Source organism: Ensifer sp. Root142 (assembly GCF_001426785.1).
GTDB classification, from domain to species: Bacteria; Pseudomonadota; Alphaproteobacteria; order Rhizobiales; family Rhizobiaceae; genus Ensifer; species Ensifer canadensis.
The window spans coordinates 1-19343 of record NZ_LMFK01000004.1; the positions used below are offsets into that span (position 1 = coordinate 1).

Here is a 19343-nt window from a genome sequence, read left to right on the forward strand (position 1 = left end):
TCGCCCAGCACACCGTTCGAGCCGTGTTTGGTCGACAGCCGCCAGAGCCATTGCGATTCCGTCGCCCAGTCGCCCCACGCCTTGGAGACGAGCCAGCTCTGCAGRTAGGASGCYTCSAGRTGACGCAGKYTGCCGACGTCGCCGGCCAGCACCATCGCCCGCGCCTTCTGCAGCGGCGCGACATTGCGATAGGTCAGGTTGACCATGGTCACCAGCCCCGATCGCTCGGCGGCATCGGCCATTTCCGCCGCCTTGGCGTAGTTTTCCGCCAGCGGCTTTTCGCACAGCACGTGCTTGCCGGCGGCAAGCAATGCCAGTGTCGTCGGGTGATGCGCCTTATCGGGCGTCACATTCGTCGCCGCATCGAACTTGCCCCAGGCAATGGCGTCGTCGAGCGAGGTGAACGTMTTGGCTATGCCGTGTTTCTCGGCAAAGCCTTTGGCGCGCTTGGGGTCGACATCGACCGCTCCCACCATTTCCACGCCTTCGATCTGAGCGAAGGCTTGGGCATGGCTGTTGGCCATGCCGCCGGTTCCAACAACGAGAAGACGCATGATGCTCACCTGTAACCCGCTTCGCCGGCCTGATGTAGCCTGGGCCCACGCTCGACGATCGGCTCCAGCGCCTTTTCGACCGGCACGTTCGGCGCGTCATGGATCGCCGTGTAGCGATTGTCGACGTTGTAGGCCCACTTGACCGAATTGCGCAGCACCTTCTGCACGTTGGCGTCGTGATAGGTCGGATAGGTCTCGTGACCCGGGCGGAAATAGAAGATGTTGCCGGCGCCCCGACGCCAGGTCAGACCCGAACGGAACACCTCGCCGCCGGCAAACCAGGAGATGAACACGGTTTCGAGCGGTTCCGGCACGGAGAACTGCTCGCCRTACATCTCYTCGTTCTCGAGCACGAAGTTCTCGCCGATGCCCTCGGCGATCGGATGACGCGGGTTGATCGCCCAGAGCCGTTCACGCTCGCCGGCCTCGCGCCACTTCAATGCGCAGGGCGTGCCCATCAGCCGCTTGAAGATCTTGGAGAAATGGCCGGAATGCAGGACGATCAGGCCCATGCCTTCCCAGACGCGCTTGGCAACGCGCTCGACGACCTCGTCGCTGACGGCGCCGTGGTCCTTGTGCCCCCACCACAGAAGCACATCGGTCTTCGCCAGTCGCTCCTCGCTCAGGCCATGCTCCGGTTCCTGCAGCGTCGCCGTCGTTGCCTCGATCGAAACGTCCGTGTTCAGCGCCGCCGCGATGGTGTTGTGCATCCCGTTCGGATAGATGCTCCTGACCACCTCATTGGTCTGCTCATGGATATTCTCGCCCCATACGANCCGTGTTCAGCGCCGCCGCGATGGTGTTGTGCATCCCGTTCGGATAGATGCTCCTGACCACCTCATTGGTCTGCTCATGGATATTCTCGCCCCATACGACTGTTTTGATAGGCACGGTCATTCTCCCTGCGTGTTCGCCCGTCACGGGCATGTCGTCTTACGATTGATCGGGTCGCCATGAATTGGCGACCCCGAAGCTTAAGGCCGTCTCAGTGTTCACCAGGGCTTGTCAGGCGGCCCCTCTCATGGGCGCACGGCCCAGGGCCAGCCCCGACGCATCAAAGCGGTGAATGTTGTCGCCGACCGGCGAGATCTGTACGATCTCTCCCGGTTGGTGAAGCGAGGTGCCACCTTCCCGGACGATGACCGGTTCGGCGGAGCCGATATCGAGATAGATGTAGCTGTCGGACCCCAGCATCTCGGAATGCACCACCGTCCCGGACCATTTGCCGTCACCCGCCCTGATTTCCAGATGCTCGGCCCGGATGCCGATCGTGTGGGCGTCGTAGGGAGCAGCAAGAGCGCCCGAGAGGAAGTTCATCTTCGGCGAGCCGATAAAGCCGGCGACGAACACAGAATTCGGGCTCTCGTAGAGTTCGAGCGGCGTGCCGATCTGTTCGACCACGCCATCCCGTAGCACGCAAATGCGATCTGCCAATGTCATCGCCTCGACCTGATCATGCGTGACATAGACCATCGTCGTCTTGTGCATACTGCGATGCAGCTTGGCGATCTCGATCCGGGTCGCGACCCGAAGTGCCGCATCGAGATTGGAGAGCGGCTCGTCGAACAGGAAGACCTTGGGGTCGCGTACGATCGCGCGGCCGATCGCGACGCGCTGCCGCTGGCCACCGGAGAGCTGCCGGGGCAGTCGCTTGAGATAGGGGGTGAGCTGCAGCATCTCCGCCGCCGCTTCCACCCTCTTTTTGCAACTCTCCTTGTCCTTGCCCGCAAGCTGCATGCCGAAAGACATGTTCTCGAAGACCGTCATATGCGGGTAAAGCGCGTAGGACTGGAACACCATCGCAATGCCGCGCTTCGACGGCGTCAACTGGTTGACCACCTGCCCGTCGAAGGAAAGCGTGCCGGACGTGATTTCCTCGAGCCCGGCAATCAAGCGCAGCAGCGTGGACTTGCCGCAGCCGGACGGTCCGACGAAGACCATGAACTCGCCGGCCCGGATATCCATGCTGACGCCCTTGATCACCTCGAAGGCGCCGAAGGACTTGCGCACGTTGCGCAATTGAAGCTCTGCCATGTTTTTCTCCCCTATCCTTTGACGCCGCCGGCCGTGAGCCCGGAAATGATCCGCCGCTGAAAGATCAAAACGAGGATCACCAGCGGCACGGTGACGATGATCGATGCGGCCATGATGTTGCCCCACGGAATTTCGTACTGGCTGTTGCCCGAAAGAAGCGCGATCGCGACCGGCACGGTGCGCTGGCTGTCTGAGGACGTGAAGGTCAGCGCAAACAGGAACTCGTTCCAGGCGGCGATGAAGGCGAGCAGGCCCGTCGTCACCAGCGCCGGCCACATCAGCGGCAGGAACACCCGGGTGATGATCACCCAGGGTGTGGCGCCATCGACGATCGCCGCTTCCTCGATCTCGATCGGCAGATCCCGCATGAAGGTGGTGAGCACCCAGACCGTGAAGGGCAGCGTGAAGATCATGTAGGAAAAGATCAGCGCCAGCGGCGTGTTGAAAAGCCCGACCGAGCGGATGAGTTCGAACAGACCGGCAAGCACGGCGATCTGCGGAAACATCGACACCGACAGGATCGTCAGAAGCAAAAGCCCGCGTCCGCGAAACCGCACCCGTGCCAGCGCATAGGCAGCGGTGACCGCGAGCAGCAGCGACACCGCGACGACGACGGTTGCGACCAGCAGGGAGTTGGCGAGGTTGCGCAGGAAGCCACTGCTCGAGACGATCCCTGCGTAGTTCTCGAAGGAGATCTCAGTCGGCCAGTAATCGACCCGAAAGAGCGCGGTTCCGGATTTAAAGCTCGTCAGGACCGCGTAATAGAACGGGAAGACGGCCATGATGATAATGGCGGCGACGAGGGCATAGAACGCCGTGCGTCTGGTAAGAGTGGCGATCATCAGCGCTCTCCTTCGAGATTGACCCGGCCGAACCACATGTAGGCGACGGTGATCGCCGCAATGATCAGGAACAGCATCGTCGAGGCGGTGGCGCCATAGGCGAACTTGTCGAAGTCGAACAGGTTTTCGCGCGCCAGTACCGACATGGTCTTGGTCTGCGCATTGTTGGGCGTCAGCACATAGATGAGATCGAAGATGCGCAGCGCATCGAGCATGCGGAAGATCACGGCGACCATCAGAGCGGGCCGGATCAGGGGCAGCGTCAGCCGCCAGAAGACCTTGACGGGATGGACCCCGTCGATTTTGGCCGCCTCGTAGATATCCGACGGCACCATCTGCAACCCGGCGAGGATCAGCAGCGCCATGAACGGTGTCGTCTTCCAGACGTCGACGATCAAAACCGCGACCATCGCGGTCTCCGGATTGGCCGTCCAGGCGATCTTCTGGCTGATCAGACCAAGGCCGAGCAGCAGGTCGTTGAGAATACCGAACTGGTCGTTGAGCATCCACGCCCACATCTTGGCGGAAACGATCGTCGGAATGGCCCACGGGATCAGGATCGCCGCCCGCACCAGCCCGCGCCCCGGGAAATGGGCGTTCAGCACCAGCGCCACAACCAGTCCCAACACCGTCTCAATGGTGACGGATAGCGCCGAGAATTTCAGCGTGTTCCAGACGGCGTTCCACCAGGCGGGATCGGCAAGCAGGCCGTTATAGACCGTGCGCCCGCTCTTCAGCGTGATCCAGCTCAGATAGTTCTTGAAGCCTACGAACTCGGCGCCCTCAAGGTTGGTCAGCGACGCATTGGTGAAGCTGAAATAGATGGTGCGCAGCAGCGGCCAGCCCGCCACCAACGCCAACACCAGCAAGGTCGGCGCGAGAAAGACCCAGGCGGAACGAATGCGCTGAGCATTGAGGTCGGAGCCGATTCTGGCACCACTCTCGAGTGTTCCAGGAGGCTCTGCGAGGGAAAGGTCGGTCATGTCTATACTCACCCTTGCCATTCGGCGCACGGCCGAGCGGTTGGCCTGAGAGGAACGGCGCCGCCAAGGCAATTCCGGGGAAAGTGTGAAACTGTTCTCTGTCCGGAATTTCCTGTATTCCAGCGCGCCGGAGTGGCTCGGTGGAGCGAGGGAAGGCCCTGAAGCACTTCCCTCGCCCCCGGGAGGATTACCAGCTGTCGCCCTTCATCTCCGTGAGTTCGACTTCGAGCAGTTCCAGGTTTTCTGCCGCCGTGCCGTTGCCGGACAGCGTGTTGTGAACGGCATTCCAGAACTTGGCGGAAACCTCGTTGTATTTGACCTTGGTGACCGCCGACGGCCGCGGCACGGCACTTTCGAAGATCGGCTTCCAGGCCGGCATGAACGGCTGTGCCTTGGCAATCTCCGCATCGTCGTAAAGAGCAGCAACCGTCGGAAGGTTAGAGAGCTGGATGGCCCGCTGCTTCTGCACCTCAGGCGATGCGAGGAACTTGACGAGAGAAATCGCCGCTTCCTGATCGTCGGAATATTTGGAGACGGCAAGGTTCCAGCCACCGAGCGTCGAGGACGGTTGATCGCCATCAGTCGCCGTCGGCAGCGGCGTGACGGCGAACTTGGCCTTCACCGCGCTGTCGTCACCATTGCCAAGCGCATAGGCATAGGGCCAGTTGCGCATGAAGACGGCGTTGCCGGTCTGCCAGACACCGCGCGATTCTTCTTCCTGATAGGCAAGCGCGCCTTGCGGCGAAATCGTGCCGATCCATCCCTTGATGCGGTCGATGGCTGCCGCCGCCTTCTCGTTGTTGATCGAGATTGTGCCGTCCGGCTCGACGATCTGGCCGCCACCTGAAGATTTGACCCATTCGAGCGCATTGCAGGTCAATCCTTCATAGGCGTTGCCCTGGAAGACGTAGCCCCAGAGGTCTGCCTGGCCGGCGGCGCGTTCCTTCTCCTGGATTTCCTTGGCGGTCGCCGCCAGTTCGTCCCAGGTCTTCGGCGGCGCCTTGCCGTATTTTTCCAAGAGGTCCTTGCGATAGTAGAGCGCCGGCGCATCGGTAAAGGCCGGCAGGGCCACCAGGCGGCCGTTGACGGTCTGCGAGGCAATGATCGACGGGAAGTGCTGACCGACGACATCCTTGGTCGCTTCGGTCAAGTCGACGAACTGGTCGGCGAGCTGCGGCGCCCAGACGACGTCGGTCTGGTAGACGTCGACGTCCTTGTTTCCGGCGGCAAGCCACAGACGGTACTGGCTGAACTGCTCGCTGCTCGACGGCGGCATGGTGACCAGGCTCACCTTGTGCCCGGTTTGCTTCTCGAAGACGTCGAGTTGCTCGCGGATGAAATTGACGTTCTTCCCGGTCGTGTTGGCCGCCAGCGAAAGCTCGGCGGCTACGACGACATCGGCTGCGGCGATGGCCGTGCAAAAACTCAAGGCGCTGAGAATGGCTCTCATGTCGGTTGACTCCTCCTGGTTCCCCTATGCCGCTCGAAAACTCCTCAGTAATTCGAAAGCGGTTTGGTTGGAAAAAGCTGCCAGAAGCAGAAAAATCTGTCAACCCTTTCGAGAAACCCCCTGCAAATACATGGGTACTCAGAATTTTATTATTATGATTCAATATATTGCCGAGTGCATGATCGTTTATGATGGAGACAAGCGGCAAATATGGATTTACGCATGTTCGGTCAAAATTTAAAACGCTTTGGTTATTTGCTCGCGAGGAGATGCATGTGGGAACGCGCCGACAATTGGATTGTTACCGGCGGTGAAGGCGTATATTCCTGCAGGATAATGAGGGCTGAGGATACGAGTATCGCATGAAGCTAAGGGAGTTCGCGCAACAACTGGGCCTTTCGCCGACGACAGTCAGCCGTGCTCTGAGCGGCTATCCCGAGGTCAGCGAGAAAACGCGAACAAGGGTGGCCGAGGAAGCCGCCCGCCTCGGCTATCGTCCGAACATCAATGCTGTGCGGCTCGTCACCGGGCGCGCCGGCGCCATCGGCGTCGTCATGGGGCGGTCCGGTGAATTCCACTTCTCCGAGTTCATGAGTGGCATGGCGGAGAGATTGGGAACCCAGGACATCGACATCCTGGTCAGCCCAATGGACGAGAAAGCCACCAAGGGCGAGATCCAACTCTACAGCCGGCTGGCCGTAAGCGGCCGGGTGGACGCCGTGATTGTGCATTCGCCGGAACCGAATGATGAACGCATCACCTTGCTGCACAGGCTCGGCATGCCCTTCCTGGTCCATGGCCGTTCCGAAACCGACGTGCCCCATGCCTGGCTCGATATCGACAATGAGGGCGCCATTCACCGTGCAACATCACATCTGCTCGATCTCGGGCACCGACGCATCGCGATGATCAATGGGCGCGAGGGCCGAACGTTCTCGCTTCATCGCGACAAGGGATACAGAGATGCATTGCAACAGCGAGGCATCCCGTTTGACCCGCGTCTCGTCGCCCACGGCAACTTTACCGACGAGCTTGGCTTCCGCTTCGCACGTTCCTTCCTCGAGCAGACCCCCCGCCCGACGGCGTTCGTCGCCGGCTCAATGATGACGGCACTTGGAGTATACCGGGCAGCGCGCTCCATCGGGCTCGAAATCGGACGCGATATCTCCGTGATCGCCCATGACGACGTCTTTCCCTATCTGACACCCGAGACCATGGTCCCCTCGCTCTCCGCCACTCGTTCGTCCATGCGCGCCGCCGGCGCGCGCACCGCCGATCTCGTGCTGCAACTGCTCGCCGGCAGACCCGCATCCGAGATCCACGAACTCTGGCCGGTCGAGCTTATTCTTCGTGAATCGACCACGCCCCTCCGCCAAAGCTAACAAGGAACGCTGGCCATCGGCTGCTACAGGCCGGGCTTCGGCAGCTTCTTCGAAGGCTACATCTTGCAATCTTCGGCTATCCCTCCGCGGTTCGACCAGGCAAGAAGGCCGCCGCCCAAACAACGATTCGCAAACCTGGGACCAGGACCTCCAAGGCTCAGTCTCGTCCCTGCGCCAGACGGCAGTTATGCCTCCTTTCTTGCCGAGCTCCGAGCGCTCCGCAACAAACGATCACCGTAATACAGACTGTCCCACCGCCCCTTAAGCCACCTCAAGGTAACAATGCCGGCGCTGCCCTCATAGCCAAAAGCGGGTGGTCTTAGGGGTCGCTCGCATGCCGTCGTGCGCATAGAGACGACCGGGGGCTTCCGGGTGACGAAGGAAGTGGAGTTCCTTGCCGGCCGCGGCGTAGGAATGGGGCGAGAATTGTTCGAGGCACTCGGGGACCCGGTTGGCGGCGTTTGCGGCCTTGACGCCGAACCAGTTCAGAGCGTCCTGCGGGGAATAAGCCTCCGCGACGAGGAGGGCACCGCTCGGCTGAAGGGCCACGGTCAGCGTGATACCCCTCACCTTCCTGAGCTCGAAATTGCGGTTGGGCAGATCCAGCGTCCATTCCGGCGCAAAGCCGATGCCAAGACTGGCCGTCCTGATTGTCAACAAATCAGTTATAAATAGTACTCAACATTGTCGACAATTACGTTGACAAATGCTGTCTGTGTGCGATGGTCCCGGTTAGCAGGCACGAGCTAGGGAGGAGCAGTGTTGATGCAAGGTCCTTGGAAGACCGTCGCGACAGCGTATCCGCTGGGCTTTTTGCGAGTGGCGCACACCCAACACGCTCCGCTGAGCCGATCGGCGTGCATCTTCTCACTCTATCCCCATTCCGCATCGAACGTTCCTCAACCACGTCGATGGTGTTTGCGCTGGCTATCGACTGGCAGCTTATCGACAACAAGATTTGGCGTTTCAAGCGACGCAAGGTGGCGAGTTTGGCAACGATACGGATTTCAACGCTGACAACTTGATTACCTTGCTGGCTAAGGAGCTCGACCGCCAAAGCGTCTGGCGATCGAAACGGGGGCGCTCAGTTCAAGCACGCGTTGCTCATGTTCCCGCTGTAGCGGCAGCCGGTGGCCTCGGGCGATGACCGTCAGGATTGAGCAGATCGTGTCCGCGCCGACAACAAGCCGCGCCACTGGCTGACCCGGCGATCCGACGTATCGGCTGCGAGCCGTCCGTGCCTTTTACGAAAAAGATTCCCGTCAAGGGGATAGGTGACCTCAACCAGGGAGAACTGCAGAATGCTCAAGAAACTGACCCTCGCGGCCGTCATGTCGGCTGCGCTTTCCGCGGCTGGTCACGCGGAAACGCTCAAATGGGGCGCCTCGCGCGACATCTATTCGCTCGACCCTTATTCTTATGGCGACAGCTACACGCTGTCTTTTCTCAATCACGTCTATGAGGGGCTTGTCCGCTTTGACGCCGAACTGAAGATCGAGCCGGCGCTGGCGATATCCTGGGAGACCGTATCGGATACGGTCTGGCGGTTCCATCTGCGCGAGGGCGTGAAGTTCCATGATGGCGCCGACTTCACCGCGGACGACGTGATTGCCTCTCTTACTCGGGTCAGCGATCCGGTGTCCCCGCTCCGCGGCAACCTTCCGGCCTACAAGTCGGCGAAGAAGGTCGACGACCACACTGTCGATATCGAACTGGTCGGACCCTCCCCGCTGCTGCTGAACGACCTGACGAATATCCACATTTTCGACGCTACCTGGCTCACCGACAACAACTCGCTGAAGCCAACGGATGTCGGCAAAAGGATCGAAGGCTACGCCACTTACCACGCCAACGGCACTGGTCCGTTTGAGCTCGAGAGCCGCGCGCCCGACAGCAAAACCGTTCTCGTCAAGAACGCCGAGTGGTGGGACGCGTCGCAGTCCAACATCGATCGCATCGAGTTCACACCGATCATCTCGGCAGCGACGCGAGTAGCCGCGCTGTTGTCGGGCGAGATCAACTTCACCGAGAATGCGCCTGCACAGGATATCCCGCGCCTTGTCGCGCAGCCGGACCTGAAGGTCATGGAGCGCACCGACCTGCGCACCATCATGGTCGGTTTCAACCGCAAACCGAACCTGGCCAACGGCGTCGACAACAAGTTCAACGACCTGCGTGTCCGCCAGGCTGTCGCCCATGCGCTGGACAAGGACCTCATTCAGAAGCGGGTCATGCGCGGCAAGTCGAGGATCGCGGGGACGATCATTGCGCCTGAGATTCCCGGGTATGCCGAAGCACTGGACATGGTGGTGCCGTTCGATCCCGAATTGTCAAAAAAGCTGCTCGCCGAAGCCGGCGCCAGCGATCTCCCCTTCACCCTCGTCTGCACGAACGAGGCCTATATCAACGAGGAGGAGCTTTGCCAGAGTATCGTCAACATGCTGAGCCGCGCCGGTTTCAAGCCGCAGCTCGACATAGGCCCGACGGCTGCACAGGCGCCCAAGCGCACGGGGGGTCTATCTGATGTCTACCTCATCGGCTGGGCGAACGAGCCGATGCTCGACAGCTACTCGATCCTGCTCCAGATGATCGAGACGAGGAGCGACAAGGCGGGCGTTTTCAACTGGGGTGGCTGGAGCTATCCAGATATTGATAGGCTGATCATCCAGGCATCGACCGAAATGGATCGAACGAAGCGGCTCGAATTGCAGACCAAGGCACTCCAGATGGTCAAGGACGAAATGATCATGTTGCCGTTGCACCAGCAGCCAATGGCCTGGGCGATGAGCAATGAGATCGACCGGGTCGCTCAGCTGGCGGACAACAAGCCGCGCCACTGGCTGACTCATTTCGCCGAGTAACCGCCGTGAGGAGCTGGAACGACAGGCGTTCCAGCTCCTGCCCAACTTGCGTTTTCAGCGCGTCCCAATCGCGATCGTGGCGTCGCCAGCCTATTTCGAGCGGCATCCGCTTCCACAAACCCCGTATGGATCGTACGGCGGCTTCTGCCTTGAGCCCACTTCAGAATGTAAAACGTTAGGCAGATGTACGCGACAGGATTAAATGGCAAGATGAACGGCATTTTCACCAAGCTCTGTGCTCCCGATCACACCGCCGAGATACTGCCCATTTCCGAGGGCCTTCACGTCTTTACGGACGGCTCGTATGAACCGACCTCTGCCAAAGGCGGATGGGCATTCGTCGTCTATCGCAATGGCGCGGAAATAGCATCCGAGTTTGGCGGCGCCCGACCTTCCGCCGACAACACAATGGAGTTGACCGCGCTCTTCAAGGCAGCGCTGTGGGTCAACGGCAATGCCTCAGGCGAACGCGCAATCGTCTGGTCCGATTCCGTTTACGCGGTAAATGGCTGCAACAGCTGGCGCCAGATCTGGAAGAACAACGGCTGGAAAAAGATTGTCCCGAATGCGAAGGCCAGAAGCCGGACAATAGCCAATGCCGAGCTTTGGATGGCGATCGATCTTCAGCTGTCTCGCAATCCCCAACTGGCTATCGCGTGGTGCAAGGGCCATTCCGGGCTCGTTGGCAACGAGCGTGCGGATACCCTTGCGGGACTTGCGCGCCAATCTGCCCGGTGCAGCGACCGTTGAAACCGTCAGTGTCTTTCGCCAATTCGGCGATGCCAATGACGGCATTGCCAGGACGGCCAGAGCGTTTCCGCGAAACGCTCTAACGCCATGTTTTACCCATTTCCGGACGGAAAACCGCTTCGCGCTTTTCCTGGAAATCCTCTAATGGCAGGCTTCCGGTGTGTGGGTCATCACAGCAGCCACGGCAGCAGTTGATCTCGTCGAGGACAGATGCACGAGCGTAATCCCCAGCTCGAGAAGAAGCTCGGCAGATTTGAGATCCTGCGTTCCGAGGTTGTCGGCATATCCGCGGATCGTGCATGCAACACACTTCGAGTTGGCGGCAAAACGGGCGTCGCCCAGGTCTTCGGCCTCTTCGGCGACAGCATCGAGCGCACCGGCGACCGTTTCGAGCATGCAGCACCGTTCGCGCATGCTCATGTCTTCAAGCGTTTTTGGGATCCCGACCATGTTATCTCCTTCGCGCCCGGCAGGATGAGCCGCGGCGCTGGTATCACGTTCGAATTCTGGTGTTGCACCTCATATGGAAATCGCAGCGGCTATAAGCAAATCATGCCGGCCATGCGGCTGCTGCATGGCACGCGCAGCAATTCAAAGTGCTACAGCGACCTTTGCGCGTCTAATAAGACGCGCGGCGCTGTGGGGCTGCAGCGGTGTGTGCCACCGCGCGTCAGGTTCCGCCAGGTTTCATCATCACGTGCGTGTGGTATGACGTCTCACGGCCCCAACGTTTTGGGGTCAATCATCAGATTGGGATGCGGTAGCCGGCGAAGCAGAGACATGTTTGAATTGAGTGCTCATTTTACGCTACGCGTGTTGGATCAGGCCGAAGACATCGGCAGCAGACCAGCCACGTCATCTTTGACCCTGGTTGAGTTTGAGTGAGCAACACCCTCTTGAAGTCCTGGTTGTTCGGCGTGGCGTTGTGGCTCGCTGCGGTCTCGGCATTTGCGCTCTATTCCGTCGAAGCGTCGCGGCAGCGGCTGACCGATGAACTGGCGGTGACGGGCCGGACCCTGCACCGCTTGATATCCCAGCGTGCCGCGCAGCACGACGCCCACATGACCAGCCTGATCGCATTGACCAGCGACACGGACCCCACACGATTGGACGCCACCCGGCAGGTGATGGAAAGTGTTGCGCGTTTCTATCCGCGCATCGCCTGGCTCGCGCTTGTTTCGCTCGATGGCAAGGTCGGACTGCAAGGCGCCGCAACGGCGCAAAGTGGCGGTGCACCTAAACTGTTGCTCGAAGTCCCCTCCGGCGGGGGCGAAGATCTTTCCCCGTTGCGCGACGCAATCACGCGACAACAGCGCGGCAAGGGAGGGGCCTATGTCGGCAGTAATGGCCGGTATCTGCTGGCCAAGCGGGCACAGGCGCCTTCGGACACCGCGCTGGTGATTTCCATCGACGCGCGCCATCTGCTGGAGCAGGAGGAACAACCGCGATGGGCGCACGTCAGGCTTACGCTCAACGAGCAGCTGTTGCTCGACCTGCCGGCCGAGGATGCCGTCAGTGGCAACACATCTTTCGTCGCGCCCGCCCATTTCGAATCGACGATCGACAGTGAGAGCCAAAGGATCTCGCTGTCACTCGACCGGCCGATGCCGACTGAGGCGCTCCTGCCTTTGAGACCGTTGATCGGCTTTGCGGCAATGGCCGGACTGGCGTCGTTCGCGCTAGTGTTCGCATTGCGCCAGCGCGCCGCCGTCCAGAAATCCCAGAAGTCGACGCGAGAGGCCGAAGCCCGAGCGCTCTTGCAGGAGCGACAGGCGCTGCTTGCTCATGCTTCGCGTGTCAACGCCATGGGCGAACTGGCGTCAGGCATAGCGCATGAACTGACGCAGCCCTTGACGGCAATGCTCAGCCGCAGCCAGGCGGCGCTCAGATTGGCCGGCACGGACAAGCCCGATATCGGGCTGATCTCAGACGCGCTTGAAGTCAATGTCCGCGAGGCGAAGCGTGCGGGAGAGATGCTGCGGCGGATGCGCGACTACGCCTCCAACCGCACGCCCGAGCCCGTCACCAGCGCGATCAATGGTATCGTTGCCGAAATCGCGGCGCTTACCGGCTCCGATCTTCAGCGACGCGGCATCCAGTTTAGCCTCGACCTGACGAAGGAGCCGCTTGCAGCCGACGTCGATCCGATTGAGCTGGAGCAGGTATTACACAATCTGATCCGCAACGCGGCCGACGCGCTGGAGGGCGCAGGGACCAAAGACGCGCAGGTCGAAATCGAGACACGAGCCATTGGTGACGAGGTAAAGATCATTGTGCGTGATAATGGACCGGGGATCGCCCCAAATGCTTTTCCCAAGCTGTTTCAACCGTTTTTTACGACCAAGCCCGATGGCATGGGCCTGGGGCTCTCGCTGTGTTCGACCCTGATCGAGCGCGTCGACGGCCGAATAGAAGCGGAAAATGCTGCAGGTGGCGGGGCGTGGTTTACGATTACGCTGCCACGTGCGCAGGAACAGGAGCCGCAGTGAGCAAATACCGGGTCTATCTGATCGACGACGATGAGGCGGTACGGACAGCGATCGCCTTTCTGCTCAGCACTTATGGCATCAATGTCGAAACATTTGGCGATCCCCAGACTTTCCTGACGCATATCGATGAGGAGAAGCCGGGATGCCTTATCGTCGATCTGCGCATGCCCTTGGTTTCGGGGCTGCAACTGCACGCGAAACTGGCCTCGCGCGGCATTGATTGGCCGACGATCATGATCACTGGCCATGGCGACGTCGCAGCCTGTCGACGGGCGTTCAAGGCGGGTATCCAGGATTTCCTGACCAAACCGGTGGACGGCGAGGTGTTGGTGGAGGCGCTGCAGCAGGCATTCGCCAGCTTCGATGCACGGCTCGAAAAGCGCGAGGCACGACTGCAGCTCGCACGGCTGACCGAACGCGAGCGGGAGGTTCTCGATATGGTCGCCTTGGGTTGGGCGAGCAAGGAGATCGCGGCAGCGCTCAACATATCGGCACGAACCATCGATGCGCACCGGGCGAAGATAGCCGAGAAGCTTGGCACCAGTTCGGTGGCCGAGTTCGTGCGGCTAACGCTCGCGGATAAGGGACCGGCATAGGTTGTCCTACCTATGCAGGGTGGTGCCATCGCGGATTCAGCAGGCGGGGCCGATTGGATAGTTCTGGTTTCGGAAAAGCGAAACGCTTCCTCCGGAAAAAGGACAGGAACCACGCCATGATCAAGACCCTTCTCGCAACGGCTTCCGCGCTCGTCATCGTCAGCGGCACCGCCCAGGCCGAACTGCTGACCGAAAAGAATATCCCGTCGAACCTGGCCGTCGAGTTCGCCACGAATGCGGTCCAGGCCTGCGCCGCCGACAAGTACAACGTGACGGCAGCAGTGGTCGACCGCGCTGGCGTGCTGCGCGCGCTCGTGCGCGCCGACAACGCCGGACCGCATACGGTTGAGGCGGCTCGCGCCAAGGCATTCACGTCGGCATCCTCGCGCACACCGACCTCGAAAATGGCAGAGAACGTCGCCAAGAACCCGGCCGCAGCCGAGCTGGTCAACATCGAAGGCTTTCTCGTGCTCGCCGGTGGTGTACCGATCAAGGCCGGTGACGTCACGATCGGCGCAATCGGCGTGGGTGGCGCTCCTGGTGGCAATCTCGATGAGGCCTGCGCAGCGGCCGCGATCGAAAAGGCTGCCGGCCAGCTGAAGTAATTCAGAAGCATGTCGCCCAAAAAAGCCCAGCAGTTTTGCGCGACATGGAAAGACAAGGCGCAGAGCGCAGCGACCGAATTTTTGACATCGCGACGCGCTTGGGCGACCGCCGGTAGGACCCGCCCTTCCGGTGCGATCGGCGGCCTTTGCTCACACTCCTATGCATGGTCTCGGCCAGGCTGGCATCGCTCGAACAGCGAAGCCGGCCTGGCCTGCCACTGTCTAGGCGCGGGTAACGGTCGCCATCCAATGCAGGGATCATCCCCCTTGGCGTCCCGGCCGATAAATGCGGCTGCCATCAATCGGCCAACAGAAAAACACCCCCGAACAGACGAGCCTCGTCCTTCCGGTTTCACTAAGAACTTCGGCAGGCAAAGGCAGCGAGAAGAACGGCGGAACGCTTCCGCGATCACCGCTCCAGGCGACGGGCGCCAGTGGCCGTAGCACAGCGACAGTCTTTGCGGCAGCAGCCTTGTCTCATAGAACGGCAGAGCCAGCGTGCGCTGGTGTATCGATGCCCGGGCAACAGAACGGTGTTGCAACTCAGCAACATATCTCACATCAATATTTGCAATTCGAAATTGCGACTTGCGAAGAGAATACTCTCATGCGACGTTGCATTGTCAGCAACCCACACTATAGGAGGCGTGAGATGACATATACTCTCTTTAATATGCGCACTTCTGGTGGATTCGTTGCTGTGCTCGGGATGCATCTCGCATCCTGCGTCGACCCATCGGGTTCACGAAGCGCCTAAACGCTGACTTTCGACGGCTCGGCATTTCCCAACTGACCTACCGCTACCGGCCCACCGCGAGACCATTCGCGTCCAAGCCCAAATCAACTTTTAGAGGACCCGATCGCGTCGCAGCATCGGGATGAACACATGCGTGAAACATCATTTCCGGCCGCCGGCACTCTGCCGGCAGCCCTCGACGAACTGTGCCGTACATTTGGCATCTGGAGAACAACAGCCGGCCTCGTCAGGGCAGCCTGGCGGCATCACCGACTGATCAACCAGACAACCGGCCTCTCCAACCAGATGCGCCGCGATATCGGGCTTCCCGAAGTCCGCGAACCGCCCGACGACCCCTGGATCACTGCGTGGGCATCGCCTCGGTGGGCCCCGTCGCTTCTGATCAACTGAGGTGGAAGGCAACCGCCCAACCCAACGGGCAAGGCGGTTGTCGCCATAGCGCAACACGGGCATGATGCAAGTCGTGCCCGTGACCTGCCGCGCGGACGGCGACGTAGACATCATAGCCGAGCCATCAGGCTCACGCTGGAACCGGCCCATCGACGGGTGGCGCCATCAGCCCCACGTCAGTGGATCGAGACGCAGGTAGAAATCGAGACGCGCACGATCGGGTGCTACAATTCCCAATGTATCAAACAGGATGGCAAAAGCCCGCTGCTCCTGATCCGGACTCGTCCAGCTTTCACGGGCGTTGGCTGTCATCAGCGCCAGATCGGCGTAGCGGTCCGCCGTTCCGAGACGACCGAGATCGATCATGCCGCTGCAGCGAAGGGTTCGAGGGTCGATCATGAAGTTCGGCATGCACGGATCACCGTGACAGACGACCCTGTCACCCGTTTCCTGCTCGAGGCGAACCGCAAGTTCGCGCTCCACGCGCGCCAAAAGTTCGTGGGCGGGTGTCTCCTGATCATCGACCGCAAGAAAATCGGCGTTCACGGCATCCCGGGCCACCACGTCCGCGGCGCGCGCGAACATGGGCGCCAGACCGCGGTCGAATGGGCATTGGCCGGCATCGAGCGCGTGGAGAGAGCCGAGTTGCCAGGCCATGGACGGCCAGGCCTCGAGTAGGTCGGCAGCCGAAAGATCCACTGCCGGGATGCCTTCGATTGCAGAAATGATCAGGCAGGCACCTTCGTCGGCAATGTGCCAATCAGTCACTTCAGGCGTCAGGATGCCTTTGCCCTGCAGCCACAGGAGCCGATCGCGCTCTCCGGAAAGCTCGGCCGACCGGTCCGCCGTCGCGACCTTGGCATAGGCTCGTCCGTCGCTGCGCTGATAGACGAAATCTCCGGACTCTCCCGTGACGACCGGCACCCATTCGAAGGGCGAACGCCCGAAAAATTCATGTGACAAACTCAATGCGAAGACTCCCGCGACCTCAAAAGTGCTTGTGTTAGCTGGGTACCGCCAGCAAAGATTGCAACATCGTAGATCCGACAGATTAGACGCCGTCTGCTGCCTCATGCCCGGCCGCGCCGATCACCGATGGTGGCTTTCCACAGAACGCTGGCCGATGCTCGATCAAACTGACGCCGGCAACGCCGCGCACTTCCAGCACAGGACAGAGGGTAAAATGAACCAGACGCTCGCACTCATCGCTATTGTTGTTCGAGACTATGACGAAGCGATCGATTTCTATGTGAACAAGCTGAAGTTCGCCTTGGTCGAGGACAGCTATCAACCGGAACAGGACAAGCGCTGGGTGGTCGTCAAGCCGGTCGGCGACGGCAATACCTCTCTGCTACTCGCCCGCGCTTCCAGTCCCCACCAGGAAAACTATATCGGCGACCAGGCGGGTGGCCGCGTCTTTCTCTTCCTGCGGACCGCTGACTTTGTGCGCGACTACGCCGATCTGGTGGCACGCGGCGTCGAATTCGTCAGGGAACCCAAGGATGCACCCTACGGGACCGTCGCGGTCTTCAAGGATCTCTACGGCAACCTTTGGGATCTTGTGCAGTTTACGGATGGCAGGCCCTGAGGCCCTCGAGCACGAAGGGTTCCAACGCCACGGACTTCCGCAAGGTTTGCCGCTGTACCTAACGTCGACGACGTCGGAACCGGGCTTGACTACCCATAGCTCGGCGGTTATTGATCCAATCCATAGCCAACGAGTTATTGAATTGTGACGCCACAGCCGCACGAGATCCTGTTCAAAACCCTTGCCGATCCGACGCGACGGGCGCTCTTTGAGCGGCTGTGCCGCGACGGCGACCAGACGGTCGGGGCACTTACGGCGCACGCCGGGATATCGCAGCCGGCCGTTTCCAAACATCTCGGGATCCTGAAGCGCGCCGGCCTGGTGCAAGATCGGCACGAAGGCCGCCTGACCCACTATAGCGCGCAGCACGGCGCGCTTGACCCGTTGATCGGCTGGGCAAACCAGATGGCCGGGTTCTGGCACAACCGCTTCGACGACCTCGAAGACTTGCTCAAAAGGATGGACCAATGACCGAAACATCAACCGAAACGCTCACCGTCATCGTCGAACGGGAGGTACCCTATCCGGCGGAGAAGATCTGGCGCGCGCTCACCCAGCCTCACCTGATCGAGGAGTGGCTGATGAAGAACAATTTCAAGCCAGACCGTGGGCACCGCTTCAATCTGACTGCCGACTGGGGCGCCGTCGACTGTCAGGTGCAGGCGGTCGAACCCAACAAATCGCTATCCTATAGCTGGGACACCAAGGATCTGAAGAGCCTCGTGACCTGGACGCTCACCCCGACGGGCGCCGGTACCCGGCTGCGCATGGAGCAGTCCGGTTTCCGGCCAGATCAGCAGCCGTACTATCAGGGTGCAACGGCCGGATGGCCGAGATTCCTTTCGGCGCTCGAGGCGGTCCTGGGCCGGATGGACTGAAGACCAACCCTATTCTTTGAGTTCGCGCCACGCGGATCGCCCGATCCGTTGCGGCTGGTATTGTGAGGAGGTGCCAATGAACTGGAACAACTGGATTCGTCAAATTCACCGCTGGACGTCGCTTGTCTTCGCAGTGGTGGTCGCCGCCATCTTCATCGCCTTGGGCGTAGGCAAGCAGCCCGCCGAATGGGTCTATTTCCTACCCCTGTTCCCACTCGCCATTCTCGTGCCCACCGGTCTCTACATGTTCGTGCTGCCTTACCTTAGCGGGCGACGCACCGCCGGATAGGAGAAAGCGCGATGGCCAGCAAGACATCCAAGAAGCCGGCGGCGGCAAAGGCAGACAAACCACGCGCCGCGGCACCGGCTCAGGCCGGCGACGTGCCCCTGCTGTCCGGTGGCAACCCGCAGATCGCCAAGGGCTATGGCGACGCCCCCGTCCAGGCCTATATCACCGCGATGCCGGGCTGGAAGAGCGATGTCGGCCGGCGCCTCGACGCGCTGATCGAACGCACAGTCCCCGGCGTCTACAAGGCCGTCAAATGGAACTCTCCGCTCTATGGCATTGAGGGTGAGGGCTGGTTCCTCGGCATCCATGTCTTCACGAAGTACGTCAAGGTGGCGTTCTTCCGCGGCTCGTCTCTCAATCCGATGCCGCCCGGCCAGTCGAAGCACAAGGAGGTTCGCTACCTCGACATTCGCGAAGACGACCAACTCGATGAAGAGCAGTTCACCGACTGGGTAGGGCAAGCCAGCCAACTGCCCGGCGAACGCATGTGACGGCCATGAGGCTGCGTGGCCCGACTCCGTCGATCTTCGGCAGTTCACCGCGCGCGTTAAAGGTTCATTAAGCATAGCTTGAATCGGGCCGCCCGATGCACTTGGGGACGCGCACAGCTTCACCTAAGTACACGCTCCTCACCCGATGCTGGGTGATTGAATGGAGTGACATGATGTCAATGGAAAATGAGGCAGCCGCCCAGGCGCTGGCGCTCGACCGTTCGGTCAGCGATGCCGAAATCAGTATCGCCATCTCCCACGCACAGAACGCGATCGAGGCCGCGGGCGAGACCCAGTCTCCGGGGCTTCGCCGCGCGATGCAGGTCAAGGATGCACTCGAAGGCGCTCTGCGTATCCGCGGTCGGACCACCGGCCGGCCGGTGAACGGATGAATTCCGTAGGTC

At 60.7% G+C, this 19343-nt stretch carries 22 protein-coding genes and 2 pseudogenes; 14 read left to right on the forward strand and 10 right to left on the reverse strand.

Translation table 11 applies throughout. From position 1 onward, the window contains the following. The 7 genes and pseudogenes from ASD52_RS07375 to ASD52_RS07400 all read right to left on the reverse strand — a co-directional run. On the reverse strand, positions 1 to 554 hold a 554-nt coding region (locus tag ASD52_RS07375; protein ID WP_162254152.1), incomplete at its 3' end, for a Gfo/Idh/MocA family oxidoreductase. A gap of 5 nt (positions 555 to 559) precedes the next feature. Beyond that, positions 560 to 1329, reverse strand: a 770-nt coding sequence (locus ASD52_RS07380) for a ThuA domain-containing protein (RefSeq protein WP_057223722.1), incomplete at its 5' end; no start/stop codon positions are given. 1 nt (position 1330) lies between these two features. Continuing rightward, positions 1331 to 1445, reverse strand: a pseudogene (locus ASD52_RS39055) (trehalose utilization protein ThuA); the annotation flags it as partial. Between the two features lie 114 nt (positions 1446 to 1559). Then, positions 1560 to 2588: an ABC transporter ATP-binding protein gene (locus ASD52_RS07385; protein WP_057212620.1), complete on the reverse strand. Its 1029-nt coding sequence runs from the start codon at positions 2586 to 2588 to the stop codon at positions 1560 to 1562. 11 nt (positions 2589 to 2599) lie between these two features. After that, positions 2600 to 3430 (reverse strand): carbohydrate ABC transporter permease, encoded by an 831-nt coding sequence (locus ASD52_RS07390; protein ID WP_057205807.1) that lies wholly within the window; start codon positions 3428 to 3430, stop codon positions 2600 to 2602. Next, positions 3430 to 4413 (reverse strand): sugar ABC transporter permease, encoded by a 984-nt coding sequence (locus ASD52_RS07395; protein WP_057205809.1) that lies wholly within the window; start codon positions 4411 to 4413, stop codon positions 3430 to 3432. Before ASD52_RS07395 ends, ASD52_RS07390 begins: the two co-directional genes overlap by 1 nt. Before the next feature lie 187 nt (positions 4414 to 4600). Beyond that, the gene (locus ASD52_RS07400) at positions 4601 to 5863 is read right to left on the reverse strand and encodes an ABC transporter substrate-binding protein (protein ID WP_057205811.1); all 1263 of its coding nucleotides are present in this window, start codon (positions 5861 to 5863) and stop codon (positions 4601 to 4603) included. A gap of 362 nt (positions 5864 to 6225) precedes the next feature. Between ASD52_RS07400 and ASD52_RS07410 the strand changes: the two genes are divergently transcribed. Next, entirely contained in the window at positions 6226 to 7245 is a 1020-nt protein-coding gene (locus ASD52_RS07410) for a substrate-binding domain-containing protein (RefSeq protein ID WP_025429608.1), read from the forward strand. A gap of 558 nt (positions 7246 to 7803) precedes the next feature. On the opposite strand, the pseudogene ASD52_RS39820 reads toward ASD52_RS07410, so the two are convergent. Continuing rightward, positions 7804 to 7905: pseudogene (locus ASD52_RS39820) on the reverse strand (LysR family transcriptional regulator); the annotation flags it as partial. A 116-nt stretch (positions 7906 to 8021) separates the two neighbouring features. Between ASD52_RS39820 and ASD52_RS38200 the strand changes: the two are divergent. From ASD52_RS38200 to ASD52_RS07425, 3 genes are all read left to right on the forward strand, one after another. Further along, entirely contained in the window at positions 8022 to 8270 is a 249-nt protein-coding gene (locus ASD52_RS38200; protein ID WP_146160911.1) for a hypothetical protein, read from the forward strand. Between the two features lie 276 nt (positions 8271 to 8546). Beyond that, complete coding sequence (locus tag ASD52_RS07420; RefSeq protein ID WP_057212630.1) at positions 8547 to 10106, forward strand: ABC transporter substrate-binding protein; 1560 nt, start codon at positions 8547 to 8549, stop codon at positions 10104 to 10106. Positions 10107 to 10316: 210 nt separating this feature from the next. Beyond that, positions 10317 to 10856, forward strand: coding sequence for a ribonuclease H (locus ASD52_RS07425; RefSeq protein ID WP_057205818.1), 540 nt, complete (start codon positions 10317 to 10319; stop codon positions 10854 to 10856). Between the two features lie 141 nt (positions 10857 to 10997). Here the strand turns inward: ASD52_RS07425 and ASD52_RS07430 are convergent, their stop codons facing one another. After that, positions 10998 to 11306, reverse strand: a complete 309-nt coding sequence (locus ASD52_RS07430; protein WP_057205820.1) for a hypothetical protein — start codon at positions 11304 to 11306, stop codon at positions 10998 to 11000. A gap of 431 nt (positions 11307 to 11737) precedes the next feature. On the opposite strand from ASD52_RS07430, the gene ASD52_RS07435 reads away from it, so the two are divergent. The 4 genes from ASD52_RS07435 (at position 11738) to ASD52_RS07450 (ending at position 15693) form a co-directional block, all read left to right on the forward strand. Next, complete coding sequence (locus tag ASD52_RS07435) at positions 11738 to 13345, forward strand: ATP-binding protein (protein ID WP_156612942.1); 1608 nt, start codon at positions 11738 to 11740, stop codon at positions 13343 to 13345. Beyond that, positions 13342 to 13941 (forward strand): response regulator, encoded by a 600-nt coding sequence (locus ASD52_RS07440; RefSeq protein WP_057223728.1) that lies wholly within the window; start codon positions 13342 to 13344, stop codon positions 13939 to 13941. Before ASD52_RS07435 ends, ASD52_RS07440 begins: the two co-directional genes overlap by 4 nt. Positions 13942 to 14057: 116 nt before the next feature. Next, positions 14058 to 14546, forward strand: a complete 489-nt coding sequence (locus tag ASD52_RS07445) for a heme-binding protein (protein WP_057223730.1) — start codon at positions 14058 to 14060, stop codon at positions 14544 to 14546. 886 nt (positions 14547 to 15432) lie between these two features. Beyond that, positions 15433 to 15693: a hypothetical protein gene (locus ASD52_RS07450; protein WP_063991816.1), complete on the forward strand. Its 261-nt coding sequence runs from the start codon at positions 15433 to 15435 to the stop codon at positions 15691 to 15693. A gap of 165 nt (positions 15694 to 15858) precedes the next feature. Here the strand turns inward: ASD52_RS07450 and ASD52_RS07455 are convergent, their stop codons facing one another. After that, complete coding sequence (locus tag ASD52_RS07455; RefSeq protein WP_057223732.1) at positions 15859 to 16662, reverse strand: APH(3'') family aminoglycoside O-phosphotransferase; 804 nt, start codon at positions 16660 to 16662, stop codon at positions 15859 to 15861. 214 nt (positions 16663 to 16876) lie between these two features. Here ASD52_RS07455 and ASD52_RS07460 point away from each other — a divergent pair, with 214 nt between their 5' ends. The 6 genes from ASD52_RS07460 (at position 16877) to ASD52_RS07485 (ending at position 19331) form a co-directional block, all read left to right on the forward strand. Next, the gene (locus ASD52_RS07460) at positions 16877 to 17281 is read left to right on the forward strand and encodes a VOC family protein (RefSeq protein ID WP_057223734.1); all 405 of its coding nucleotides are present in this window, start codon (positions 16877 to 16879) and stop codon (positions 17279 to 17281) included. 144 nt (positions 17282 to 17425) lie between these two features. After that, complete coding sequence (locus ASD52_RS07465; protein ID WP_025429617.1) at positions 17426 to 17752, forward strand: metalloregulator ArsR/SmtB family transcription factor; 327 nt, start codon at positions 17426 to 17428, stop codon at positions 17750 to 17752. Next, a complete protein-coding gene (locus ASD52_RS07470) occupies positions 17749 to 18159 on the forward strand; it encodes an SRPBCC domain-containing protein (protein ID WP_025429618.1) in 411 nt (136 codons plus the stop codon). The genes ASD52_RS07465 and ASD52_RS07470 overlap by 4 nt, the downstream gene beginning before the upstream one ends. Before the next feature lie 76 nt (positions 18160 to 18235). Next, on the forward strand, positions 18236 to 18448 hold the full coding sequence (locus tag ASD52_RS07475; RefSeq protein ID WP_025429619.1) for a hypothetical protein: 213 nt from the start codon (positions 18236 to 18238) through the stop codon (positions 18446 to 18448). 11 nt (positions 18449 to 18459) lie between these two features. Continuing rightward, a complete protein-coding gene (locus ASD52_RS07480; protein WP_025429620.1) occupies positions 18460 to 18939 on the forward strand; it encodes a DUF1801 domain-containing protein in 480 nt (159 codons plus the stop codon). Between the two features lie 173 nt (positions 18940 to 19112). Then, positions 19113 to 19331: a hypothetical protein gene (locus tag ASD52_RS07485; RefSeq protein ID WP_128090555.1), complete on the forward strand. Its 219-nt coding sequence runs from the start codon at positions 19113 to 19115 to the stop codon at positions 19329 to 19331. Positions 19332 to 19343: the final 12 nt, after the last annotated feature.